This window comes from Faecalibacterium gallinarum, from assembly GCF_022180365.1.
Lineage (GTDB): Bacteria > Bacillota > Clostridia > Oscillospirales > Ruminococcaceae > Faecalibacterium > Faecalibacterium gallinarum.
On record NZ_BQKV01000026.1, the window covers coordinates 58,318 to 81,617 of the forward strand.

Genomic DNA, 23,300 nt, shown 5'->3' on the forward strand with positions numbered 1-23,300 from the left:
AATGGATCGGGCCGAGACCGGCCGCCGTGGGGAACAGGCAGCGGCCCGGTATTATCTCGACCGGGGCTATACCTTGAAAACCCATAATTACCATACCCGGCTGGGGGAGCTGGATCTGGTTCTGCTCTCGCCGGAAGGGGAGCTGATCCTCTGCGAGGTCAAAACCCGCAGCGCCGGCGCTCTGGCCCGGCCTGCCGCAGCGGTCAGCCCCGCAAAGCAGGCCCGGCTGATCCGGGCGGCCCAGCAGTACCTTCAGGAGACGGGGCAGAGTGATATGCCCGTCCGTTTTGATGTGGCGGAAGTGATTCCTCTTGACACGGGGCGCTGGATGGTACATATTATAAAGGGCGCATTTACCTGCGATTAGCAGGGCGCAGATGGGAAAGTATAGGGAAATGTGCCGGCCTGTGGGGGCCGGACCAAGCCGAAAAGGAGCGATTACAATGCAATTTTTCAGCACACGAGATTACAGCCGGAAAGTGACTTCCTCGGAGGCGATTGCGCAGGGCCTGTCGGGTGAGGGCGGTCTGTTTGTACCGGAGACCTTCCCCCAGGTGGACGCGCAGGAGCTCTGCACCTTGGACTATCCGACCATGGCCGCTTCCATCCTCGGCCAGTATCTGACCGATTACGATCCGGCGTTTCTGCTCCGGGCCGCAGAAAAGACCTATGGCCCCGCCTTTGGCGGCAAGCCCGACGTTCTGGCCCCTGTGTCGGATTCTCTCTACGCGCTGGAGCTGTGGCATGGGCCGACCTGTGCCTTTAAGGACTACGCTTTGCAGCTGATGCCCAAGCTCCTGGTGGAAGCCAAGCGCAATCTGGGCCGCACCGAAAAGACCCTGATCCTGGTGGCCACCAGCGGCGACACCGGCAAGGCCGCCCTGGACGGTTACCACGATATCCCCGGGGTGGAGATTGCGGTCTTTTATCCCACCGGCGGCACCAGCGAGATCCAGCGGCTCCAGATGGCCACCCAGGAAGGGGAGAACGTCGCCGTCTACGCCGTCCGGGGCAACTTTGACGATGCCCAGACCGGCGTCAAGCGGGTCTTTGCCGACAAAGAGATCGCCGCCCGGCTGGCCGAGCGGAACATCCGCCTCTCCAGCGCCAACTCCATCAACTGGGGGCGGCTGGTGCCCCAGATCGTCTACTACTTCGCCGCTTATGGCCAGCTGGTCCGGGGCGGGAAGATTCACTTCGGCGACGAGGTGGACTTCTGTGTCCCCACCGGCAACTTCGGCGATATTCTGGCCGGTTACTACGCCAAGCGGATGGGCCTGCCGGTGGGCCGGCTGGTCTGCGCTTCCAACAAAAACAATGTCCTGACCGATTTCCTCGAGACGGGCACCTATACTGCCAAGCGGGAGTTCTACAAGACTTCTTCGCCCAGCATGGACATTCTGGTCTCTTCCAACCTGGAGCGGCTGCTCTGCCATGTCACCGGCAGCGACGCCGAGGTTGCATCCCTGATGCGGCAGCTCAGCGAGCAGGGGAGCTACACCGTCCGGCCCGAGACCCTGGCCGCCATCCAGGAGAGTTTTGCCTGCGGCTGGGCCTCGGAGGAAGAGGTGGCCGCCGAGATCCGCGCCCGCTACGAGCAGAACGGCTATCTCTGCGATACCCACACGGCGGTGGCCTTCCATGTGGCGGCGCGCCAGCAGCGGGCAGGGGTGCCCATGGTGGTTCTCTCCACCGCCTCGCCCTTCAAGTTCCCCCGCAGCGTGCTGGCCGCCCTGGGCCAGGAAGCCCCGGAGAACGATTTCGAGGCCATGCAGGCCCTGGAGCAGGCCACCGGGCGCACCGCCCCGGCCAGCCTGGCCGCCCTGCGGCAGAAGGCCGAGCGGTTTAACACCGTCATCGACCCGGCCGAGATCGCCCAGGTGGCGCTGAGCTATCAGCAGTAACCCCCACAAATCCAAATCCACCGGGCCTGCCCAGCCCCAGGCGGTCGAACAGTCCGCAGAACAGGAGAAACAACGATGGCTCTTTTTGTGCTTGGCGACCCGCACCTGTCCTTGGGCGCGGCCAAGCCAATGGATATCTTCCCCGGCTGGAACGGCTACGTTGAACGGCTGGAGAGCAACTGGCGAAAGCTGGTTCGGCCGGAAGATACCGTAGTGTTGGCGGGGGATATCAGCTGGGCCATGCGGTTGACCGATACCCGGCACGATTTTGCTTTTCTGCAAAGTCTCCCCGGGCAGAAGCTCATCCTGAAAGGGAACCACGACTACTGGTGGACTACCGCCAACAAAATGAAGGAATACTTTAAGGCGCAGGGGTTCGACACCCTGCACCTGCTGCACAACAATTCTTACAGCGTGGAGGGCTACTCCATCTGCGGCACCCGCGGGTGGCTGTTCGATGTGGACGAGCCCCACGACGAAAAGGTGATGAACCGGGAGATCGGCCGGCTCAAGATGAGTCTGGACGCCGCCGAGCCCGGGCAGGAGAAACTGGTCTTTCTCCACTATCCGCCGGTGTACACCAACGCCAGCGCCCCCGAGATCGTCGCCACACTGAAAGAATACGGCGTGAAACGCTGTTTTTACGGTCATCTGCACGGTACAGCGATCCGTTTTGCCGTGCAGGGGGATGTGGAGGGCATCCGTTACAAGCTCATCAGCGCGGACGGACTGCGTTTCTGCCCCTACAAAATCACCTGAACCTGGAAAAGAAATTCCAAAAAGCTGAAAAAATGGCTGGCAATTCATCTCTAAGCGTGATATAATAAACGCTGACGCGATTGTTGCACCCCAAGAGCGTGTGCGCTGATAGCTCGTATAAATGGCGCACAGCGCAGGTGCAGGGCAGGCGAGACCTGGCCCGGCACGAAATACTTTGAGCGGAGGATAAACAAAATGAATCTCATCAAGTGCGAAAAGCTCGAAAAGAGCATGGCTGAACTGCAGTTTTCCATCGACGCCGCGGCTTTCAAGGCCGAGGTCGAGAAGGTTTTTAAGACTGAAGGCAAAAAGTACACCGTTCAGGGCTTCCGCAAGGGCAAGGCTCCCCGTTCTCTGATCGAAAAGATGTACGGCGCTGACGTGTTCACCTACGACGCCATCAACAACCTGTTCCCGGCTGAGTACGAGGCCGCTGTGGCTGCCGCCGCCATTGAGGCTGTGGGCCGCCCCGAGGTCACCGTCGAGTCTGCCAGCGAGCAGGACGGCGTGGTTCTGACCGTTAAGGTCGCTGTGAAGCCCGAGGTCAAGATCGGCGCTTACACCGGTTTGAACGTGGAGAAGACCGTCCATACTGTGGAGGAGTCCACCGTCGAGGCCGAGCTCAAGCGCGTGCAGGAGCGTGCTGCCCGGGAGATGACCCGTGAGGGCGCTGCTGAGAACGGCGATATCGTGGACATCGACTTCGAGGGCTTCCAGGACGGCGTCGCCTTTGAGGGCGGCAAGGCTGAGCACTACCAGCTGACCCTGGGCAGCGGCAGCTTCATCCCCGGCTTCGAGGATCAGATCGTGGGCCACAGCGCCGGCGAGGAGTTCGACGTTAACGTGACCTTCCCCGCCGAGTATCAGGCTGAGCAGCTGGCCGGCAAGCCCGCTGTCTTCAAGATCAAGCTGCACGAGGTCAAGTACAAGGAGCTGCCCGCTCTGGACGACGAGCTGGCCAAGGATTGCTCCGAGTACGACACTCTGGAGGAGTTCAAGGAGTCCATCCGCAAGTCCAACCAGGAGCAGCTGGACAAGCAGGACGACTTGGCTGTTGAGAACGCTCTGGTCGATCAGGTGGTCGAGGGCATGGAGGCTGAGATTCCCCAGGCTATGTACGACACCCGGATGGACGAGATGGTCAACGACTTCGCATTCCGTGTGGAGCAGCAGGGCCTGAGCCTGGACAATTACCTGAAGTATATGGGCCAGACCATGGAGCAGTTCCGTGCTTCCTTCATGCCCCAGGCTGAGAAGCAGGTCAAGATCCGTCTGGCTCTGGAGGCTGTGGCTCAGGCTGAGAACATCATCGCTTCCGACGAGGATGTGGACGCTGAGATCAAGCGGATCGCCGATCAGTACAAGATGGAAGAGTCCAAGGTCCGCGAGCTGGTCAACCTGGATGACCTGAAGAAGGATCTGGCCATCAACAAGGCGATTGACTTCATCAAGAGCCACGCCAATGTCGTGGAAAAGGCCGCTCAGGCCGATGCACCTGCCGCAGAGTAATTCTGCCCGGGCTGCACGCGTGCTGAGCCAGCCCCGCCAAAGGGGACAGCCCGGCAAGCAAATGTTGTTTAAATTGACCGATGCGGCGGTTTTTGTGCAGCCGCATCGGTCAATTTTGCAAAAACCTGAACCAGTTTAATTTGGGAGGCGAATTATATGAGCTTTGTTCCTTACGTCGTAGAACAGTCGGCGCACGGAGAGCGTTCTTACGACATATTTTCCCGTCTGCTGAACGACCGAATCATCGTGCTGAGCGAGGACGTCAACGATACCACGGCCAGCCTGGTGGTTGCCCAGCTGCTGTACCTCGAGGGCCAGGACCCGGACAAGGACATCAGCCTGTATATTAACAGCCCCGGCGGCTCCATCAGCGCAGGCATGGCCATCCACGACACCATGCAGTATATCAAGTGCGATGTTTCCACCATCTGCATGGGCATGGCGGCTTCCATGGGTGCATTCCTGCTGGCCAGCGGCACCAAGGGCAAGCGGTTTGCTCTGCCCAACGCTGAAATCATGATCCATCAGCCTCTGATCGCCGGCGGTCAGGGCGGCGGCCTCTCGGGTCAGGCGACCGACATCAAGATCCACGCAGATCACATCGTCGCCACCCGTGAGAAGATCAACCGGATGCTCAGCGAGTACACCGGCCAGCCCCTGGAGCGGGTGCAGCTGGACACCGAGCGGGATAACTTTATGTCCGCCCAGCAGGCCAAGGAATATGGTTTGGTGGACGACGTGATCGTTCGGCGCTGAACCAAAGAATAAAGGAAAGTACGGTTATGGCGATTAATAATTCCGGCAAAGATAAAAACGAAAAAGACCTGGTTTGCAGCTTCTGCGGCAAACACCAGGACGAAGTGGAACGGATGATCATTGGCCCGGGTGTCAACATCTGCAGCGAGTGCATCGGCCTTTGCCACGACCTGCTCACCGATAAACCGGACCGCTCCAGCGGCAACCGGCCGGCACGGAGCGGGGCAGGGCGGCCCCGGGTGCAGGCGGCTGACAATCTGTCGGTCAACATCATGACCCCCGCCGAGATCAAAGAGGGTCTCGACCAGTATGTCATCGGCCAGGACGAGGCCAAACGTGTGCTGGCCGTTTCGGTGTATAACCACTATAAGCGGATCCTGAGCGGCAAGGGCAACGACGTGGAGCTGCAAAAGTCCAACGTCCTGCTGCTGGGCCCCTCCGGCGTGGGCAAGACCCTGCTGGCCCAGACCCTGGCCAAGATGCTGGGCGTGCCCTTTGCCATCGCGGACGCCACCACCCTGACCGAGGCCGGCTATGTGGGCGAGGATGTGGAGAACATCCTGCTCAAGCTGATCCAGGCGGCGGATTTCGACGTCCAGCGGGCACAGATCGGCATCATCTATATCGACGAGATCGACAAGATCACCCGCAAGAGCGAGAACCCCTCCATTACCCGTGACGTGGGCGGCGAGGGCGTGCAGCAGGCTCTGCTCAAGATCCTGGAGGGCACCGTCAGCAACGTGCCGCCCCAGGGCGGCCGCAAGCACCCCCAGCAGGAGTTCATCCAGATCGACACCACCAACATCCTCTTCATCTGCGGCGGCGCTTTCGACGGCCTGGACAAATACATCCAGCGCCGCACCGACCGCTCGGCCCTGGGCTTTGGCGGCACCCTCAAGGACAACTCCAGCGAGGCCCAGAAGGCCCTGCTGCGGAAGGTGGAGCCCCACGACCTAGTGAAGTTCGGCCTGATCCCCGAGCTGATCGGCCGTCTGCCGGTGATTACGGTACTGGACGCCCTGGACGAGGACACCCTGGTGCGAGTGCTCAAAGAGCCCCGCAACAGTCTGGTCAAGCAGTACAAGGCCCTGCTGGGGATGGACAATGTGGAGCTGGTCTTCACCGACGAGGCGCTGCGTGCCATTGCCCGCAAGACCATCGAGCGCAAGAGCGGCGCCCGCGGTCTGCGCAGCGTGATGGAAAATCTCCTGATGCCCATCATGTACGAGGTGCCCACCGACGCAACCATCATCCGCGTCACCATCGATGAGGACACGGTGGAAGGCGGCGAGCCCCACATGGAGTATGGCGCGGTTCGCAAACGGTATAAAAACCAGGCGTCCCTTACCTAAGACCCCAATAAAATCAGTCCGGCTGTGCGTTCATCGCACACAGCCGGGCTTTTTTTGACCTAAAATTCTTGTCTACGGGGCCAAAGTGTACTATAATATAGGATAGTCTGGCGCAAAACGGGAATGACCGGGCGCCCCGGGAAAAACCGGGGCAGAAGACTCCTCTGGCAGGGAGCCGGTTTGACGCGGTGCCGGGCGGAATGGATATACTAAAGGGTAACAGAAAGTATGCAAAGGAGTGTTTGAAATGGCAAATTATCTTGCTATGAGTTCGGAAGAACTGGTCGAAGAGCAGCAGAAGCTGCGGGTTGAGTATCAGACCTACAAAAATATGGGCCTGAACCTGAACATGGACCGCGGCAAACCCTGCACCGAGCAGCTGGATCTGTCCAAGGAAATGCTCAAGATGGACAATTACATTGGCGAGGATGGTTTTGACGCCCGCAACTACGGCGTGCTGGAGGGCATGCCGGAGGCCCGGCGGTTCTTTGCCGAGCTGCTGAATGCCGACATGGAAGAAGTGATCGTGGGCGGCAACTCGTCTCTGCAGCTGATGTACTACCTCATCGACCTGGGCTGGCGTCAGGGTTTTGTGGATTCGCCCCGTCCCTGGCGGCACTACAATGCACTCAAGTTCCTCTGCCCGGTGCCCGGTTATGACCGCCATTTCCGCATCACCGAGTATTTCGGCTTCCAGATGATCAACATCCCCATGACCGAGAACGGCCCCGACATGGATATGGTGGAGGCCCTGGTCCAGAAGGACGAGAGCATCAAGGGTATGTGGTGCGTGCCCGTCTACTCCAACCCCGACGGCTACTGCTACTCGGCCGAGACGGTCCGCCGTCTGGCCCGGATGAAGACCGCTGCCCCCGACTTCAAGATCATCTGGGACAACGCCTATGTGGTTCACCATCTGACCGACGAGCAGATCGAGATTCCCGCTCTGCTCTATGAGTGCCAGAAGGCGGGCAACCCCGAGCGGCCCCTGACTTTCTGCTCCACCAGCAAGATCACCTACCCGGGCGCTGGTGTGGCTGCCCTGGCCGCCAGCGAGCGGAACATCCGGTATATCCTCAAGAACATGATGCCCATGATCATCAGCTTCGACAAGATGAACCAGCTGCGTCATGTCCAGTACCTCAAGAACAAAGAGGGCGTCCTGGCCCATATGCGCAAACACCGCGCCATCCTGGAGCCCAAGTTCAATCTGGTCAAACAGACCTTTGCTGAGCAGCTGTCCCCCTGCGGCGACATCGCCCACTGGACCGACCCCAAGGGCGGCTACTTCATCAGCCTGTACCTGATGGAGGGCTGCGCCAAACGGACCGTCCAGCTGTGCAAGGACGCCGGCGTCACCCTGACCGGTGCAGGCGCGGCTTATCCCTACGGGCTGGACCCCAAGGACAGCCATCTGCGCATCGCCCCCACTTACCCCTCGCTGCAGGAGCTGGAGACGGCTTCCCAGCTGTTGACCCTCTGCGCGCGCCTTGCGACCATTGAGGTTCTGCTCAAGAATCGCTGACCTGTTGACAAAATCTCTCTGTATGCGTGTTAAACCTGTGCAGAGAGATTTATTATATAGGGAGGTTTCCGAATTTTTATGAAGACAAAAGGCAAAGCGTGGCATCTGTTTGTCACGGCGATTTTGATTGTGGCGTTTGCCTGCACCGCATTTTTCGGTGTCTCCAGCCGTTACGGCGACGTCACCACCACCTATCTCAAAGGCGCGGCCGATATCCGCTTTGGTGTGGATATCAAGGGCGGCGTCAATGTGACCTTTGTTCCGTCGGGGGACTACGACGCCACCGACGAGCAGATGGACGCGGCCCAGCTCGTCATCGAGAACCGTCTGGTGGCTCTGAACGTCACCGACTACGAGCTGTATGTGGATTATCAGGACGACAGCCTGATTCTGGAGTTCCCGTGGCAGTCGGGGGAGACCGAGTTTGACCCCGAGGCCGCCATCGAGGAGATCGGCACCACCGCCTATCTGACCTTCCGGGAGGGGAGCGCCAGCGACGGCGCCCTGATCCTGGACGGCTCCATGATCGAGAATGCCACCGCTCAGTACGGCCCCACCACCACCGGCGGCGCCTCCGAGTATTTTGTGGTCCTTGAGTTCACCGACGAGGGCGCCAAGGCCTTCGGCGACGCCACCACCCGGCTGTATGGTGAAAAGGGAACCATCAGCATCTGGCTGGACAATGAAAACATCAGCACCGCCACCGTCAACGCCGCCATCACCGACGGCACCGCGATCATCACCAGCTCGGCGGCGGACCCCTTCACCCAGGAGGATGTGGTGCGTCTGGCCCGTCAGATCAACTCCGGCGCGCTGCCCTTTGCTTTGACGGTGGACAGCTACTCCACCATCAGCCCCTCTCTGGGTGAGAACAGCCTGGAGGCCATGGTCTACGCCGGCATCATTGCCTTTGTGCTGATCCTGGTGATCATGACCCTGCTCTACCGTCTGCCCGGCTTCCTGGCCTGCATCGCCCTGGCCGGTCAGGTGACGGCCACGCTGGCCTTTGTGTCGGGGTACTTCCCGGTGTTTGAGAGCTTTACCTTGACCCTGCCGGGCATCGCCGGCATTATCCTGGCCATCGGTATGGGCGTGGACGCCAACGTCATCACGGCGGAGCGGCTGAAAGAGGAGCTGCGCAGCGGCAAATCTCTGGACGGCGCCCTCAAGAGCGGCTTTGCCCGCGGTCTGACCCCCATCATTGACGGCAACGTGACCATCGTCATTGTGGCCATTGTCCTGATGGGCGCTTTTGGCCCCACCGACGGCGTGTTCTCCAAGCTGCTCCACTTTGTGTTCTTTGCCTTCGGGCCTTCCACGGCAGGTACCATCTACGCCTTCGGCTATACGCTGCTGACCGGTGTTCTGCTGAACTTCGTCTTTGGCGTCTTTGCTACCCGCGTGATGATCCGGGGCGCAGCGGCCATTCCCGCCCTGCGCAATCCCTGGCTGTACGGCGCTCCCTCCAAGAATAAGGCAGCCGCAGCTCCGGCCACGGTGGATGTGATGGGCAAGCGCAAGATCCTTGTCTCCATCTCGGCCGGGCTGATTGCCCTGATCCTGGTGTGCACGGCGGTTCTGGGCGTTCGGCTGGACACCGAGTTCACCGGCGGCGCCATGATTACCCTGAGTTACACCGGCGAGTTGGATCTCGCCTCTGTGGAGACCACCGCGGAAGAGGCTCTGGGCAGCCAGAACCTGACCCTTCAGACCGGCGAAAACGTTGCCACCGGCGAGTCTACCCTGAAGATTTCTCTGCCCGGCAACAAGACGGTGACCACCGACCAGGTCGAGGAACTGCTGGACGCGCTGGGCAGCGAATACGAGGCCAACGCCTTTGAGCAGCTCTCCCTCAGCAACGTCAGCGCCGCGATGGGCACCAAGTTCCTCCAGAAGAGCCTGGTGGCGGTCGGGTTTGCGCTGCTGATGATCCTGATCTATATTGCCTTCCGGTTCAAGAACATCGGCGGCCTGACCGGCGGCCTGATGGCCATTCTCGCCCTGCTGTGTGACCTGATGGTGGTCTTTGGCACCTTTGTGGTGCTTCGGGCTGCTTTGGACGGCAACTTTATCGCCGCCATGCTCACCATCCTGGGCTACTCGGTCAACGACACCGTGGTGGTCTACGACCGCATCCGTGAGAACCGGAAGCTCCTGGGCAAGAAGGTCCCCTTCGAGGAGCTGGTAAATCTCTCGGTCAACCAGTCCGCCCGCCGTACCATCCTGACCACGGTGACCACCGTAGTGGCTCTGGGCGTTCTCTGTGTGGTGTCCAAGCTGTACGGTCTGGACAGCATCTTCACCTTTGCCTTCCCCCTGATGATGGGTATGCTGAGCGGCGTTTACACTTCGCTGTGCATCTCCACTTCGGCGTGGGTCATCTGGAGCGGACGCAATTCGTCTGCCCGCCGGGCGAAACAGTAATCCGCCCGATCATCGCATACCGCCAAGGCGATCAAAGCTGATAATGGAGGAATTAACATGAAATGTCCCTACTGCGGCGACGAAGAATCCAAGGTGATTGATTCGCGCCCCACCGAAGACGGGGAGCGGATCCGCCGCCGTCGTGAGTGCCTGCGCTGCCGCAAACGGTTTACCACCTACGAAGTGGTGGAAACACTGCCCCTGATGGTGATCAAAAAAGACAATTCCCGGGAGGCTTTTGACCGCCAAAAGCTGTTAAACGGCATGCTCCGCTCCTGTGAAAAGCGTCCGGTCAGCTACCAGACACTGGAAAAAGCCGTCAGCAACATCGAGCAGACCCTGCTGAACTCCTATGACCGGGAGGTCAGCAGCGTCCGGATCGGCGAGCTGACCATGCAGGAACTGAAAAAAATTGACGAAGTGGCCTATGTGCGCTTCGCCTCGGTCTACCGCCAGTTTGCGGATGTGGAGAGTTTCTTCACCGAACTGCGCAAGCTGATGGACGACCGCAAGGGCTGAGCCCCGCTTTTAAAAGCACAAAAGGACCCGGCAGACTCTGCTTTAAGCAGGATCTGCCGGGTCCTCTTTCTTTTCCTGGGGGAGGGGAGACACAGCTCAGATTTCTTTCAGTCCGAAAAACTGGCCGGCCCGGTGGGCGTAGTGCAGGTATAAGGCCCCGAAGCGATAAAAATAGCCGGGCTTCCAGGGTTTGGCCTTGCCGCAGAAATGGAGAATGGCCGTGTTTTGGATCACCCATTTGGTGTCGTGCTGGCCGGAACTGGCCAGGTGGTAGGACTTATAGTGCCGGGCGTCGTAGTTCCAGATGGCGTCGTCCAAAGGGAGAATCCGGTCTCCATACAGGGCGTTCAGGACATCCTGATCCGGCAGCACCAGCTCTTTTTTATGCTCCTCCACATAACGGAAAATCTCCTGCTCAGAGATGCTGTTCCGACATTCCTCCAAATTTATGAGCAGGACGCCGGAATTGTAATAGGGCGCTTTGGTCCCCAGCCGCAGGCGGTTGACGTTGCCGGCCAGCTCTGCCCGGCCGATGTGGGCCGCCGCTGCGAACAAACGCCCCTCCAGCGGCATCTCCCAGAGGGGGCGCAGAGGATTGATCACCAGGATGTCCGGGTCGAGATAGAGGATTTTGTCCAGCTGCGGGGGCAGCAGCCGGGCCGCCAGAAGCCGGTAATACATCTCCTTGGGGTACTGCTTCATGATCGGCGCCCTAGCAAAGAGGGCATCCTCCACGGGCACCGGGTAAAAACTATATCCCATCCGCTCACACAGCCGCCCCACCGGTTCCAGGGCAGGCGCAGGGATGCCGCTGTGCAGCAGATAAACCTCCATAGAATCGCCGGGGTTATTCCAGTAAACGGATGCCAGCAGTACCTCAAGCTGGGGGATGTAGTTCTGGTCCAGGGAAACAAGCAGTCGGATCGGGTCCATAGGCAGCTCCTCCTTATATCTGGGAAAGGGATTTTTCTTGGAATAGGGGATAGGGGCGGAACGCCGTCCCCTTAAAAATGTATAAGGCCAGACTCCGTCCCAAAACAGCCCGGAGTCAGGCACAGTACAGTCTTATTATACACACAGGCTGCCGGCAGTGCAATCACGGAAATGCCCGACATTTTACACCAAACGCCGGGAGAGCCGGTTCAGCCGTTCCACCTCCACAGCCGCGCGACGCAGTTCTCCGATCGTTTCTTCCTGAGCACCCTGCTCCAGATAACCGCAGGCAGCCCGGAGATATTCCTCCAGCTTGGTGAAATCGTCGGTGCGCAGGATGGTCTCCATCTGGTGGCGAATCTCCCGGCAGCGCTCAGCCCCGTAGGCTAAGGTACGGTAAGCGGCGGGATAATCCTCCTGTTCCAGGGATTCTTCCGCCTGGTACAACACATCCGAAATATCCTGGACAAAATTCTGTACCTTGCGGCTGCTGTAACCTGCCAAAAATACGACCGCCACCAAAATGGCAATACAGGCATAGAATCGTTTCATTCCATCACCTCGCAGCAAAACCGCCCGCCGGGCGTTTTTCTTTTTTCAGCAAAAAATAATCCTCGGTGTCGTTGCCCACCAGCAGCAGGATCTCTTCCGGCAGCAGGGTGTTGGCCTCGGCCGTCCGCTCCAGCCAGGCCCGGTCCTTGCCGCACCAGCGGAGGTTCTCCTCCAAAATCTGCCCGTCCAAAACAAAGGGAATGGTGGCGTTGGCCTGCCGGACGGCGGCCCCCAGATCGGAGAGGGTAGCGGCCTCTTTTTCCGGACGCCGGGCCACCGACAAGCTCCCGTTGGTCTCCACCACCGCATAGGAGACATCCCGCGGGTCGAAAACGTCCTTGCCCCGCAGCGCCTCCATCAGATCGGCCACCGTCAGCCGGAGCATCCGAAGGGCTTCCTGGTCGATGATGCCGTCCTGAATCACCGCTTTGGGGCGGCCGGCCATCAAATTGGAAAATTTCTGATTGTGGAAACTGAGGATGGAGCCCAGCAGCTCCAGGGCCGCAATCAGGAACAGGGGAATCAGGCTGGCGGTGATGGGGACCTCCTCCGATTCGATGGAAATGGAGGCTAGGTTGGAGATCAGGATGGTCGAAACCAACTCCTCTGGCTGGAGTTCCCCCAGCTGACGCTTGCCCATCAGACGCATGGCAAAGAGCACGCAGAGGTAGATCAAGACAGTGCGGACGATTAAGAGCTTCACAAACGGCCCCTCCTTGGTATGGTAAATGGCCCGGCCCCAGGGTATGAACTCCGCCGGGGGCGGGCATACTGTTCAGCAAAAGGACGGTGTTTCAGGGTGCAGGAACTCAAATTGCAGCTGGGAGAAAATCTCTCGGCACTTGATACAATCTTTGGCGGGTCGGCCGACTATTATGCAAAGCAGATCCGGCTTTACGGCTGCCCGGGGGCTATTATAATTTTCGACGGCATGGCCAGTCTGGAAGGGTTATGGCGGCTGCTTTTGGACGCCGTCAACCGGGAGAGCCGGCCGCCCTTTGAATCCCAGGTTTATCACACGGGGGCAGAGGTGTACCAGGCGCTGATGCACCGTTCTGACCTGCCCGCCCAGAGCGCGGTCATCGCCGACATGGATACCTTGATTATGTTCCTGACCGCGGGCATGGCGATTCTGCTTTTGGACGGCTGCGACAAAGCCATCGCTTTTTCTGTTCAGAGCATGAAATTCCGCTCGGTGGGGGAGCCCTCCGCCGAGGGCAACCTACGGGGTTCCCGGGAGGGGTTCACCGATCTTCTGCGGATCAACCTGAGCCTTCTGCGGCGGCTGATCCGGAACGACACCTTTACCATGGAGGCCGCCCAGGCCGATACCACCATGCGGACCGAATATGTCCTCTGCTACTGCCGGGACAAGGCGGACCCGGCGATGCTTGAGAAGGTGCGAAAAATCCTCAAAACCGCCAAACCGGAATTATTGCTGGATTCCAGTTATTTTGTTCCCTGGCTTCTGCCCAGCCGGACCCGGCTCTTCACCCCGGTGAGCTATACCGAGCGCCCGGCGGTGGCCGCAGCCAAAATCTGCGAGGGGAAACTGGTGATCCTGGTGAACGGCAGCCCATCGGCGCTGGTGCTGCCGGCCCTGTTCGCCGAGAACTTCGAGTGCCTCGACGACTATGCCACCACGGCGGTTTTTTCTTCTTTTCTCCGGATTTTGAAATATGTTTCGTTCTACCTGACGATTTTTCTGCCGGGGGTGTTTGTCTGCCTGGCAGTCTATCTGCCGGAGCTGATCCCACCCCAGCTGCTTTATAAAATCACGGCGGCAGAGATGGCCACCCCGCTGCCCCTCTTTGCCGAGATGATCATGGTCATTCTGATTTTGGAAATCATCCGGGAAGCCGGGCTTCGGATGCCCCAGTCCCTGGGCCATTCGGTTAGTCTGGTAGCGGCCCTGATCATCGGGGACGCGGCCATCGCGGCGGGGCTGATGAGCACCCCGGTGATCCTGGTGGCCAGTATCACCTCCATTGCGGTGTTTATCACCCCGTCCCTCTATGAGCCGGCCACATTGCTGCGGCTGGTGGTCGTGGTGGCGGCCGGTTTGGCCGGGCCGGTGGGGCTGGTGGCAGCCTTTTTGTTCTTTTTGTTCAGCCTGTCGGGGGTGTCGGCCATGGGCGTGCCATACCTGGCCGACCGGCCTTTCCCCCAGCGGCCCATCTCAGAGGACGGGATGATCCGCCAAAACTACCGCACCCTATCCCGGCGGCCCTTTAATATCTGGCAGAAACGGAGGAGATAAAATGATCCAATCCAAAGGTTTTTCGGTTTCTGCCATTGGCCTCGGGCTGGTGAGCGTCACCCTGGCGCAAAACTTTGCCCAGCTGGGGGGAACATCTTCGGCCCGGGGTGTGATTCTGTTGGGCCTGCCGGGGGCGCTGGCACTCTCGGCAGCGTCCCTGTTGTTTTGCGCCATCGCCCTGCGTTACAACCTGTTCAGCGCCCAGACCTGGACCGGGCGGCTGGTGAGCGCCGCCTTTCTGGTCTGGTTTGGGGTCGAACTGGCGGGGACCGTGCTCCAGGCCCAGGCGGTTTGCCGCCAGCAGTTCTCCAGCAACGCCCTGATCGGCCTTCTGCCCTTGCTGGTGCTTTTGAGCTGGCGGATGGAAAACCACGCCATCAACTATACCGCCCGGATTCTCTGGTGGGTGCTCCTGGTGGGGGGAATCGCCTGTCTGCTGGGCCTCGGGGGACGAATGCACTGGCAGCGTTTGTTTGGGCCTGAACCAGCCAGTCTCTGGGCGGCCGGGCTGCCCCAACTGCGGCTTTATCCTGAATACTTTGCGCTGCCCCTTCTCTGCACCAAGGGCAAGGAACGCAGCGGGGCGCTGCTGCCTTTTTGGTGTTTTGGAATCCAGGCAGGTTATACCCTGGCGCTGGAATTGGTCCTGGGCCGGATGCGCAGCCCCGAGTATACAGGGATTGAGCTTTTGCGGGCCTGGGGGATGGGATATTTTTCCCGGCTGGACGCACTGCTGGTTTTGTTCTGGCTGGCGACGGCCCTGTTTCGGATCTGTTTTCTGATCTGCTGTCTTCGGCTGCTCTGGCGGGAGGGGCTGGGCTTCCGGCCTGTAAAAACAGAGAAGGAGGGCACCGCATGACCCAACCCTATTACCGGCTGAAAGTTCTGGCCGTTTTTTTGCTGGCGATCTACTGCCTGGCGTTTTTCCGGGCAGACAGCACCCAGGAGAGCATGATCCGGGTGATTCTGCTGGAACAAAACGAGGGCGGCTGGACGGTGGGGCTGCTCTACCAGGCGCCGGAAGCCTCGGCAGATTCCTCCAAAGCCAGCGCGGAAATCCAGTTCGCGGCCGCCCAGGATTCCACCCTGGAAAAAGCCCTGACCGCTGCCCAGGAGGCCCTGCCCCAGGCGGCCAACTACCGGCTGTGCGACTACCTGCTTCTGGCGCCGGGGTGCAGCTGGCAGACCCTGGGGGATTACGAAGCTCTGGTACTGGCCCAGCAGTGCGGACGGACCGCTGCCTCGGTTCAAGTCTGCGGCTTTGACTGCGAGGAACTCTCGGCGGAAAGTGAGGAATCCGAAAAAGTTTTAGCCAGTCTTTTGGATACCGCCAAAGAGGCCGCAGAAATCTCCTCCCATTTGTACGAGAAGAATCTCTCCCAGGGGCTGCTGCTGCCCCGGATCGTCCTGGAAAATGGAGAAGCCGCCCTGCGGGAGGACAGCTTTTTCCTCACCCAGAGCGGCGGAGCAGAATGGGACAGTGAGCGGACCGAGCTTTACCGCCTGCTCACCGGCCAGGGTGGGGTACGGCGGTTCTGGCCGGACGGCCACCCTCTGGAGCTGCGCCGCTGTACCATCTCGGTTACCTGTCACGGGGCAGGGGAGTTCACCCTCCGGCTGGACTGCCACACGGCAGCGGGCCAGACCCCCGACAGCCGCTACACCCAATGGTTGGCCGAAGCCTGCACCCGGGCTGTGAAAGAACTCTGGGCCGAAGGGGTGGATGTTCTGTCCCTGGGCAGTTACCAGGCTCTGCGGGAAGGGGAGAGCGCTTATCTTACCCCAACAAAAAACGCCTGCCCGCAGCTGCGGACAGACGTTCGTTTCACGACGGTTTTGTGATGTAAAAACTCAGTGGGCCAGCTCGAAGGTGACGGTGATGGTGGTTCCCACCCCGACCTCACTTTCCAGCTTGATCCGTGCGTTGTGGATTCGGGCAATATTTTTGACGATGGCCAGCCCCAATCCGGTGCCGCCGGTGGCTTTGCTCCGGCTCTTGTCCACACGGTAAAAACGCTCAAAGACACTGGATTGGGCGTCCTTCGGGATGCCGATGCCATTGTCCCGGACGGTCAGATATGCGTGGCCGTCCCGTGTGCATCCCACCGCCAGCTGGACCTTGCCACCCGGGCGATTGTACCGGATGGCGTTGTCACAGAGGTTCTGATACAGCTCTTCCAGCAGGGTGCGGGACCCCAGCACCGGGGCGCTCTCGCCCAAATAACTCAGGGCCACATAAGCGTGCCGGGCGTTGACTTTTTGGCGCTCCACGCAGTCACGGGCCAGCTCCAGCAGATCCACCGTTTCCATGGTGACCGCCTCGCCCTCGGGGCGGACGCTGTCTAGGTGGGACAGCTGCAAAATGTCGTTCACCAGGCGGATCATCCGGCTGGCTTCCCGGTGGATTTTGCTGCCGAATTCGGCCACATCCTCGGGTTTTGCCATCCCGGTTTCGATCAGCTCGGCGTAGCCGGAAATGCTGGTCAGCGGGGTTTTCAGCTCATGGCTCACGTTGGCGGTGAACTCCTGCCGCATTTTTTCGTTGTTTTCCCGCAGGACACGGTCGGAGTGGATCGCCTCTGCAAAGGGAGCCAGTTCCCGGTAGGGGACATTTTCCTGAATGTGGTCCAGATCCTCCGTCATTTTGAGGACGGGCTGAATCAGGGTCCGGGTCAGGATACCGGCGGTGATGGCGGCAATCCCCATCATCAGCAAGCAGCTCAACAGGATAGCAGGCAGGGCTTCGTCGTAAATGGACCAGAGGCTCTGGGAGTCCTGTGCGATCCGCAGGATGTTGCCGTCCGAAAGACGCTGGGCATAATAGTAGGTCTGATACCCCATGGTCTGGGAATCCCGGATATCCTGCCCCACACCGGATTCCAGAGCCTCCTGGATCTCCGGCCGGCCGATGTGGTTTTCCATCGTCTGCTGGTCGGTGGCAGTCTCGTAGAGAACATCTCCGTCGGGGGAGATCAGCGTCAGGCGAATCTCCTGCGGGCTGATGTTCTCCAGATTCTGGGGGTTATCCTGATAAATAGCGGCAATCAGGGCGGTCTGATACTCCAGCGACTGCCAGGCCTGTTCGATAAACGCCTTATGGAATACAAAGATACACAGCACAGCCGTACACACCAGCCCGAGGAACCCCATCATAAACAGGCGGTAGCCGATCTTTTCCTCCATACTGCGCATTTTCATTCCTCAGTGCCCTCCTTGGTATCCGCCAGCTTGTAGCCGACTTTGCGCACCGTGCGGATGTAGTTCCCGGCACTGCCCAATTTTTTGCGCAACGTGCGGATGTGCATATCCACCGTCCGGCTTTCCACCGAAATGTCGGTGCCCCAAACCACCTGAAGGATGGTTTCCCGGGTGACCACCAGGTTGGAGTTTTCCAGCAAGAGCCGGAGCAGGCTGTACTCTTTATAGGTCAGGTCCACATCCTCGCCGTTGACGGTGACGCTGTGGCGGGCGTTGTCCATCATCAGCTCGTGGAAGGAATAAACGTTGGGTCTGGTCTGGGGGGCATTGCGCCGCAGCGCAGCCCGGACCCGGCTGAGGAACTCCATAATACCAAAAGGTTTTGCAATGTAGTCGTCCGCGCCGCAGTCCAGCCCGCGGACGGTGTCCAGCTCGCTGGACTTGGCGGTGATCATGATGATGGGCATCCGCCGGAGCGAGGGGGTATTGCGCAGCTTTTTCAGGATCGAGAAACCGTCCTCGCCGGGCAGCATGACGTCCAGGATGACCAACTCCGGCTCGGCGGTGCGCATCGCCTGCCAGAACGGCTCCGATGACTCAAACGCAGCAACCTCATAACCGCTGGATTGCAGCGCATACTGTTCCAGCTCCCGGATGGCGGCGTCGTCCTCGACAATATAAATCATGGCTTATTTTTCCTCCGTGCTGTTCTCGGTGCCAGCAGGGAAGGGGTAACGAGCGCGATACCGGTCCAGACGGCGGCGGAACGCCTCGCTCTCCTCTGCGGCATTGCCGTGGCGCAGATCTTTCAGGTATGCGTGGGTGTCAAAGCTGTCCTGCGCCACCTCGATCTGGGCCACAGCCACATTGCTGCAGTGGTCGCAGACACGGGAATAGCTGGTCAGCAGATCGTCCAGGACAAAACCATATTCAATGGAGCAGCTGCCGGCCTGCAGGCGGGCGATGTGCCGGGCCTTGATGGCGCGGACCAGCTCGTTGACCACCGTCTCCATGGGCTCCACTTTGCCGGCCAGATGCAGGTCATCCTTGCGGAAAGCCTCGGTGGTGCGGTTGAGCAGATCCTGCACAACGTCCTCCAGGACCTGCAGCTCCTCCCGGGCATCGTGGGAGAAGGAGACGGATTTCTCATGAATTTCCCGGGCGCTCTCCATCACGCTGACCGAGTAGTCGCTGATCCGCTCAAAGTCACTGATGGTGTGCAACAGGGTATTGACATGCTTGCTGTCCTCATGGTTCAGCTCGCAGCTGGACAGTTTGACCAGGTAGGTGCCGAGGGCGTCCTCGTAACGGTCCACCTGCTTTTCCTGCTCGGCGACCTTGCGGGCCATCTCCTCGTTCCAGTTGTGGGTCAGGCTCATGGCCTGGAGCACGCCCACCCGGGCCAGCTCGGCCATATCTGCGGTGGCGGCACGGGCACGCTCCGCGGCCACTGCGGGGGTGTTCAGCAGACGCTCATCCAGCAGGGCAAACTCTTCTTTCTTTGCGTCGTCGGGAATGGTGAGAACCGCCAGCTTTTCCAGAACATTGGCAAAGGGCAGCAGGATGATGGTGGTGCACAGGTTGAACACCGAGTGGACGATTGCAATGCCCCAGGGTTCAATAATATCCCCAACGAAGCTGAAGTGCAGGAAACTATTCAGAGTATAGAAGCTGACCAGAAAAACCGTGACACCGATCAGGTTGAAGTACAGGTGAACCATTGCGGCGCGGCGGGCATTTTTGTTGGTGCCCACCGAGGAGATCAAAGCAGTAGCACAGGTGCCGATGTTCTGGCCCATAATGATGGGCAGAGCGCTGCTGTAGGTGATGACGCCGGTGGAGCTGAGCGCCTGGAGGATACCCACGCTGGCGCTGGAGCTCTGGATGATGGCGGTCAGAATGGTGCCGGCCAGCACACCCAGGATGGGGTTGGAGAACTTGACAAACATTTCGGTGAACCAGAGCTCATGCTCCAGGGGCTCCACGGCGGCCGACATGGCGCTCATGCCGGTCATCAGGATGGCAAACCCGATGAAGATGGTGCCGATGCCCTTTTTCCGCTCACTGCGGCACATATAAAGAATAATGCCGATGAAGGCCAGAAGCGGGCTGAAGGAGCTGGGTTTCAGCAGCTGGATGAAGAATGTGTCGCCCTCCAGGCCGGAAAGGCTCAGGATCCAGCTGGTAACGGTGGTGCCCACGTTGCTGCCCATGATGATGCCGATGGCCTGGTGCAGCTGCATGATGCCGCTGTTGACGAAACCAACCACCATAACCGTGGTGGCGCTGGAGCTTTGGATGATGGCGGTGACGATCAGGCCCAGTGCAAACCCTTTGATGGGGTTATCGGTCAGGCGGCTCAGGATCTTCTGGAGCTGGCCGCCGGCCTGTTTTTCAAGGGCTTTGCCCATGGTGTCCATGCCAAACAAGAACATGGCCAGGCCGCCGAACAGAGAGAATACATTAAATATTGTCATGATTCTTCCTCGCTTTTGTTTTACAAAAAATTTGCTTTCAATACTCCTTAGCTTTGAGTATAGTGGGCGGATGTAAAATCTGAAATCATCGTTATGTAAAATCCATGTAAAACGAGGCGCTGTTTTTATTATAGGGAAAGTTTTTGGGAAATTCAATTTTTTCTCAAAAATTTTTGTGCATCCGGCATAGAAGAGGCACATACTTTTACCAAAGATCGCCGATGCCGTAATTTGTACAGGCGGAAAAGCGGGCTGAAGAATTGTAATCTGCGTCCAATTCCATTATAATATAATAAGTATATTCATCGCCTGATATGCGGCTTGACACACTACGGGAGGAAAAAATATATGGGAACTTTTACCGTTTCACTCAAAAAGCTGACCGAAAAAGTCAGCCTGGACGTCGTATACACCCCCTGCGAGCTGGAAAAAATCAGCGTCGAGATTGCAGAGGTCAACCGCCCGGGCCTGTTTCTGGCCGGATACTATGAATACTTTGACAAGCTTCGGCTTCAGATCCTCGGCCTGGCGGAGATGAATTTTCTCTCGGAGCAGACCCCGGAGCGGCGCTATGAAGCTCTGGACCGGCTGTTCAGCCTTCAGCCGCCGGCTGTGATCGTCAGCCGGAGCGATGAGCTGGCCCCGCTGCCCGAGATGCTGGAGCTGGCCCAAAAATACAAAGTGGCTCTGATGCGCTCCAGCGAGACCACCTGCACCCTGATGGGCAGCCTGATCACGGTGCTGAACATGGAGCTGGCCCCCCGGGTGACCCGCCACGGCGTTCTGGTGGAGGTATACGGCGAAGGCATCCTGATCCTGGGCGACAGCGGCATCGGCAAGAGTGAGCTGGCCATTGAGCTAGTCAAACGGGGCCACCGTCTGGTGGCGGACGATGCCGTGGAGCTGCGCAAGGTCTCCAACCGCCTTATTAAAGGTACCGCCCCGGAAAACATTCGCCACTTTATCGAGCTGCGGGGCATCGGCATCGTCAACATCGCCCGGGTCTACGGCGTGGGCGCCGTCAAGCTGAGTGAAACCGTCGACCTGGTGGTTCAGCTGGAGCCCTGGGACCCCCGCAAAAACTATCAGCGCACCGGCCTCGAGACCGAGACCTATGAGATCCTGGGGGTCAGCATCCCCAGCACCTCCATCCCGGTTTCGCCCGGCCGCAACCTGGCAGTGGTGCTGGAAACCGCTGCCATCAATAACCGTCAGAAAAAGATGGGCTACAACGCAGCCAAAGAGCTGCTGATCCGGCTGGGTCTGGACGACAAGATGGACTGACCCACAGAAAGAGGGAGAAGAACTTTGAATCTGGAACAACTGAAAGCAGGGCTCGGTGCAGCAGGTATCCCGTACCGGGAGAATGAACCCCTGGCCGAGCACTGCACCTTTAAAATCGGCGGTCCTGCGCGTGTTTTTGTTGCGCCGCAGGAGGAAGAACAGCTCTGTAAAGCTATTCTGCTTTGCAGAGATTCGGGCCTGCCGTATTACCTTTTGGGCAACGGCAGCAACATCCTTTTTGCCGATGAGGGCTGGAGCGGCGTCATTTTGGACACGTCTGCCCTGAAAAGCTCCATCCAGCGGGAGGGCTGCACCCTCCGGGCCGGCGCGGGGACGCTTTTGAGCAGTCTGTGCCGGGAGGCTCTGCGCGCCGGTTTGACGGGCCTTGAGTTTGCCTATGGCATCCCGGGCACGGTGGGCGGCGCGGTCTATATGAATGCCGGGGCCTACGGCGGGGAACTGAAAGATGTCCTCACCCGGGTGCGGTATCTCAACCAGGAGGGGCAGATCGTCTGCGCCGAGGCGGCCGAGCTGGATCTGAGCTACCGTCACAGCATCTTTGAAGAGAACGGCGGCTGCATCCTCTCGGCAGAGTTCCGCCTGACCCCCGGCGACCCGGCGGAGATCCAGGCCAAGATGGAGGATCTCATGGGCCGCCGCCGGGACAAACAGCCGCTGGATAAACCCAGCGCCGGCAGTACCTTCAAGCGGCCGGCCGGGGCGTTCGCAGGCGCACTGATTGACCAGTGCGGCCTTCGGGGCTATCGCCATGGGGGCGCCGCCATCAGCGAAAAGCACTGCGGCTTTGTGGTCAATCTGGGCGGGGCCAGCTGTGCGGATGTGCTGGCGCTCTGCGACGAAGTGCGGGATATCGTGCAGGAGAAAACCGGATATCTGCTGGAAAAGGAGATCCGGGTGGTAAAGGGCTGATCGATCAAAAGAGGGGAATGTGGAAATGGATCTGTTGATTGTGAGCGGACTGTCCGGCGCTGGTAAATCGGTGGCGATGAACGCGCTGGAGGATATCGGATATTTTTGTATGGATAACATCCCTGCCGGGCTTTTGCCGCGGATTGTCGCCTTCTCCAAAGCGGGCGACAACCAGCTGGCCAAGGTGGCGATTTCCATGGACGTGCGGGGCTGCCATTCCAGCGAGGAAATTCTCAGCGCGCTGGAACAGCTGGACCTGCACAAAATCCCGTATCGGATTCTCTTTCTGGATGCGTCGGACGAGGTACTCTGCCGCCGCTACAAAGAGACCCGCCGCCGTCACCCCATCAGCATTGCAGAAGGGGCTTCCACCCTGGATGCCCTGGCCCAGGAGCGGAAGATTCTGGAGCCTTTGGCCCGGCGGGCGGATTATGTGATCGATACCTCGCTCTTGTCCACGGCTCAAAACCGGGAGCGGATCTGCGGTCTGTTCCTGCCCCGGGGGGACGCCCGGGCGGCGATGCTGCTGACGGTCATGTCCTTCGGGTTCAAGTTTGGGCTGCCCCAGGAGGCGGATCTGGTTCTGGACGTCCGCTGCCTGCCCAACCCCTTCTATGTGCCGGAACTCAAGCACAAAACCGGCCTCGACCAGGAAGTCGTAGATTATGTGATGGGGTTTGAGGAAGCCAAAGAGCTGCTCCGCCGGATCGAGAGCTTTTTGGAGTATGCGCTGCCTCTCTATGTCAAGGAGGGCAAAAGCCAGCTGACCATTGCGGTGGGATGCACCGGCGGCAAACACCGTTCCATTACATTTGCCCGCAAGATCGCTGAATATTGTGAAAAACAGGGGTATGCCCCGAGCGTCCAGCACCGGGACGCCACGCGCTGAACCCGGAACAATCAAGGAAAAGGGGAACG

Annotated in this window: 21 protein-coding genes; 15 read left to right on the plus strand and 6 right to left on the minus strand. The window is 59.4% G+C overall.

The genetic code is table 11. The annotated features are described in order from the left end of the window. The first annotated feature begins 1 nt into the window (after position 1). The 9 genes from JCM17207_RS03635 to nrdR all read left to right on the plus strand — a co-directional run bounded on the left by JCM17207_RS03635 (position 2) and on the right by nrdR (position 10,748). Positions 2-367, plus strand: coding sequence for a YraN family protein (locus tag JCM17207_RS03635; protein WP_238316302.1), 366 nt, complete (start codon positions 2-4; stop codon positions 365-367). Positions 368-443: 76 nt separating this feature from the next. Beyond that, entirely contained in the window at positions 444-1,904 is a 1,461-nt protein-coding gene (thrC, locus tag JCM17207_RS03640) for a threonine synthase (RefSeq protein ID WP_238316303.1), read from the plus strand. Positions 1,905-1,979: 75 nt separating this feature from the next. Then, positions 1,980-2,663 (plus strand): metallophosphoesterase, encoded by a 684-nt coding sequence (locus JCM17207_RS03645; RefSeq protein WP_238316304.1) that lies wholly within the window; start codon positions 1,980-1,982, stop codon positions 2,661-2,663. A gap of 195 nt (positions 2,664-2,858) precedes the next feature. Continuing rightward, positions 2,859-4,172, plus strand: coding sequence for a trigger factor (gene tig, locus JCM17207_RS03650; RefSeq protein ID WP_238316305.1), 1,314 nt, complete (start codon positions 2,859-2,861; stop codon positions 4,170-4,172). 156 nt (positions 4,173-4,328) lie between these two features. Then, a complete protein-coding gene (locus tag JCM17207_RS03655) occupies positions 4,329-4,928 on the plus strand; it encodes an ATP-dependent Clp protease proteolytic subunit (RefSeq protein ID WP_238316306.1) in 600 nt (199 codons plus the stop codon). Positions 4,929-4,954: 26 nt separating this feature from the next. Continuing rightward, complete coding sequence (clpX, locus tag JCM17207_RS03660; RefSeq protein WP_238316307.1) at positions 4,955-6,280, plus strand: ATP-dependent Clp protease ATP-binding subunit ClpX; 1,326 nt, start codon at positions 4,955-4,957, stop codon at positions 6,278-6,280. Between the two features lie 247 nt (positions 6,281-6,527). Beyond that, positions 6,528-7,805 carry an aspartate aminotransferase type Ic gene (locus tag JCM17207_RS03665; RefSeq protein ID WP_238316308.1) on the plus strand — a complete coding sequence of 426 codons (1,278 nt, stop codon included), beginning with the start codon at positions 6,528-6,530 and terminating at the stop codon, positions 7,803-7,805. Between the two features lie 78 nt (positions 7,806-7,883). Next, the gene (secF, locus tag JCM17207_RS03670; protein ID WP_238316309.1) at positions 7,884-10,229 is read left to right on the plus strand and encodes a protein translocase subunit SecF; all 2,346 of its coding nucleotides are present in this window, start codon (positions 7,884-7,886) and stop codon (positions 10,227-10,229) included. A gap of 57 nt (positions 10,230-10,286) precedes the next feature. Then, positions 10,287-10,748 carry a transcriptional regulator NrdR gene (gene nrdR / locus JCM17207_RS03675; protein ID WP_238316310.1) on the plus strand — a complete coding sequence of 154 codons (462 nt, stop codon included), beginning with the start codon at positions 10,287-10,289 and terminating at the stop codon, positions 10,746-10,748. Between the two features lie 96 nt (positions 10,749-10,844). Here the strand turns inward: nrdR and JCM17207_RS03680 are convergent, their stop codons facing one another. The 3 genes from JCM17207_RS03680 to JCM17207_RS03690 form a co-directional block, all read right to left on the minus strand. After that, positions 10,845-11,681, minus strand: a complete 837-nt coding sequence (locus tag JCM17207_RS03680; protein WP_238316311.1) for a glycosyltransferase family 8 protein — start codon at positions 11,679-11,681, stop codon at positions 10,845-10,847. A 183-nt stretch (positions 11,682-11,864) separates the two neighbouring features. Beyond that, positions 11,865-12,233: a DUF4363 family protein gene (locus tag JCM17207_RS03685; protein ID WP_238316312.1), complete on the minus strand. Its 369-nt coding sequence runs from the start codon at positions 12,231-12,233 to the stop codon at positions 11,865-11,867. 4 nt (positions 12,234-12,237) lie between these two features. Further along, positions 12,238-12,936: a DUF421 domain-containing protein gene (locus tag JCM17207_RS03690; protein WP_238316313.1), complete on the minus strand. Its 699-nt coding sequence runs from the start codon at positions 12,934-12,936 to the stop codon at positions 12,238-12,240. Between the two features lie 96 nt (positions 12,937-13,032). Here JCM17207_RS03690 and JCM17207_RS03695 point away from each other — a divergent pair, with 96 nt between their 5' ends. Genes JCM17207_RS03695 through JCM17207_RS03705 form a run of 3 tightly spaced genes read left to right on the plus strand, consistent with a single transcriptional unit; the run spans position 13,033 to position 16,335 of the window. Next, entirely contained in the window at positions 13,033-14,493 is a 1,461-nt protein-coding gene (locus JCM17207_RS03695) for a spore germination protein (RefSeq protein WP_238316314.1), read from the plus strand. Position 14,494: 1 nt separating this feature from the next. After that, a complete protein-coding gene (locus JCM17207_RS03700; RefSeq protein ID WP_238316315.1) occupies positions 14,495-15,352 on the plus strand; it encodes a hypothetical protein in 858 nt (285 codons plus the stop codon). Continuing rightward, entirely contained in the window at positions 15,349-16,335 is a 987-nt protein-coding gene (locus JCM17207_RS03705; RefSeq protein ID WP_238316316.1) for a hypothetical protein, read from the plus strand. Before JCM17207_RS03700 ends, JCM17207_RS03705 begins: the two co-directional genes overlap by 4 nt. A 9-nt stretch (positions 16,336-16,344) precedes the next feature. Here JCM17207_RS03705 and JCM17207_RS03710 read toward each other — a convergent pair whose 3' ends face one another. From JCM17207_RS03710 to JCM17207_RS03720, 3 genes are read right to left on the minus strand one after another with little or no spacing between them, the layout of a single operon-like run. Then, on the minus strand, positions 16,345-17,691 hold the full coding sequence (locus tag JCM17207_RS03710) for a sensor histidine kinase (RefSeq protein ID WP_238316317.1): 1,347 nt from the start codon (positions 17,689-17,691) through the stop codon (positions 16,345-16,347). Continuing rightward, on the minus strand, positions 17,688-18,377 hold the full coding sequence (locus JCM17207_RS03715) for a response regulator transcription factor (protein WP_238316318.1): 690 nt from the start codon (positions 18,375-18,377) through the stop codon (positions 17,688-17,690). The genes JCM17207_RS03710 and JCM17207_RS03715 overlap by 4 nt, the downstream gene beginning before the upstream one ends. Positions 18,378-18,380: 3 nt before the next feature. Further along, the gene (locus JCM17207_RS03720; RefSeq protein WP_238316319.1) at positions 18,381-20,168 is read right to left on the minus strand and encodes a Na/Pi cotransporter family protein; all 1,788 of its coding nucleotides are present in this window, start codon (positions 20,166-20,168) and stop codon (positions 18,381-18,383) included. A gap of 348 nt (positions 20,169-20,516) precedes the next feature. On the opposite strand from JCM17207_RS03720, the gene hprK reads away from it, so the two are divergent. Genes hprK through rapZ form a run of 3 tightly spaced genes read left to right on the plus strand, consistent with a single transcriptional unit; the run spans position 20,517 to position 23,271 of the window. Continuing rightward, complete coding sequence (gene hprK / locus JCM17207_RS03725; protein ID WP_238316320.1) at positions 20,517-21,452, plus strand: HPr(Ser) kinase/phosphatase; 936 nt, start codon at positions 20,517-20,519, stop codon at positions 21,450-21,452. A gap of 30 nt (positions 21,453-21,482) precedes the next feature. Continuing rightward, positions 21,483-22,382 (plus strand): UDP-N-acetylmuramate dehydrogenase, encoded by a 900-nt coding sequence (murB, locus tag JCM17207_RS03730; RefSeq protein ID WP_238316353.1) that lies wholly within the window; start codon positions 21,483-21,485, stop codon positions 22,380-22,382. A 25-nt stretch (positions 22,383-22,407) separates the two neighbouring features. Continuing rightward, positions 22,408-23,271, plus strand: coding sequence for an RNase adapter RapZ (gene rapZ / locus JCM17207_RS03735; RefSeq protein ID WP_238316321.1), 864 nt, complete (start codon positions 22,408-22,410; stop codon positions 23,269-23,271). Positions 23,272-23,300: the final 29 nt, after the last annotated feature.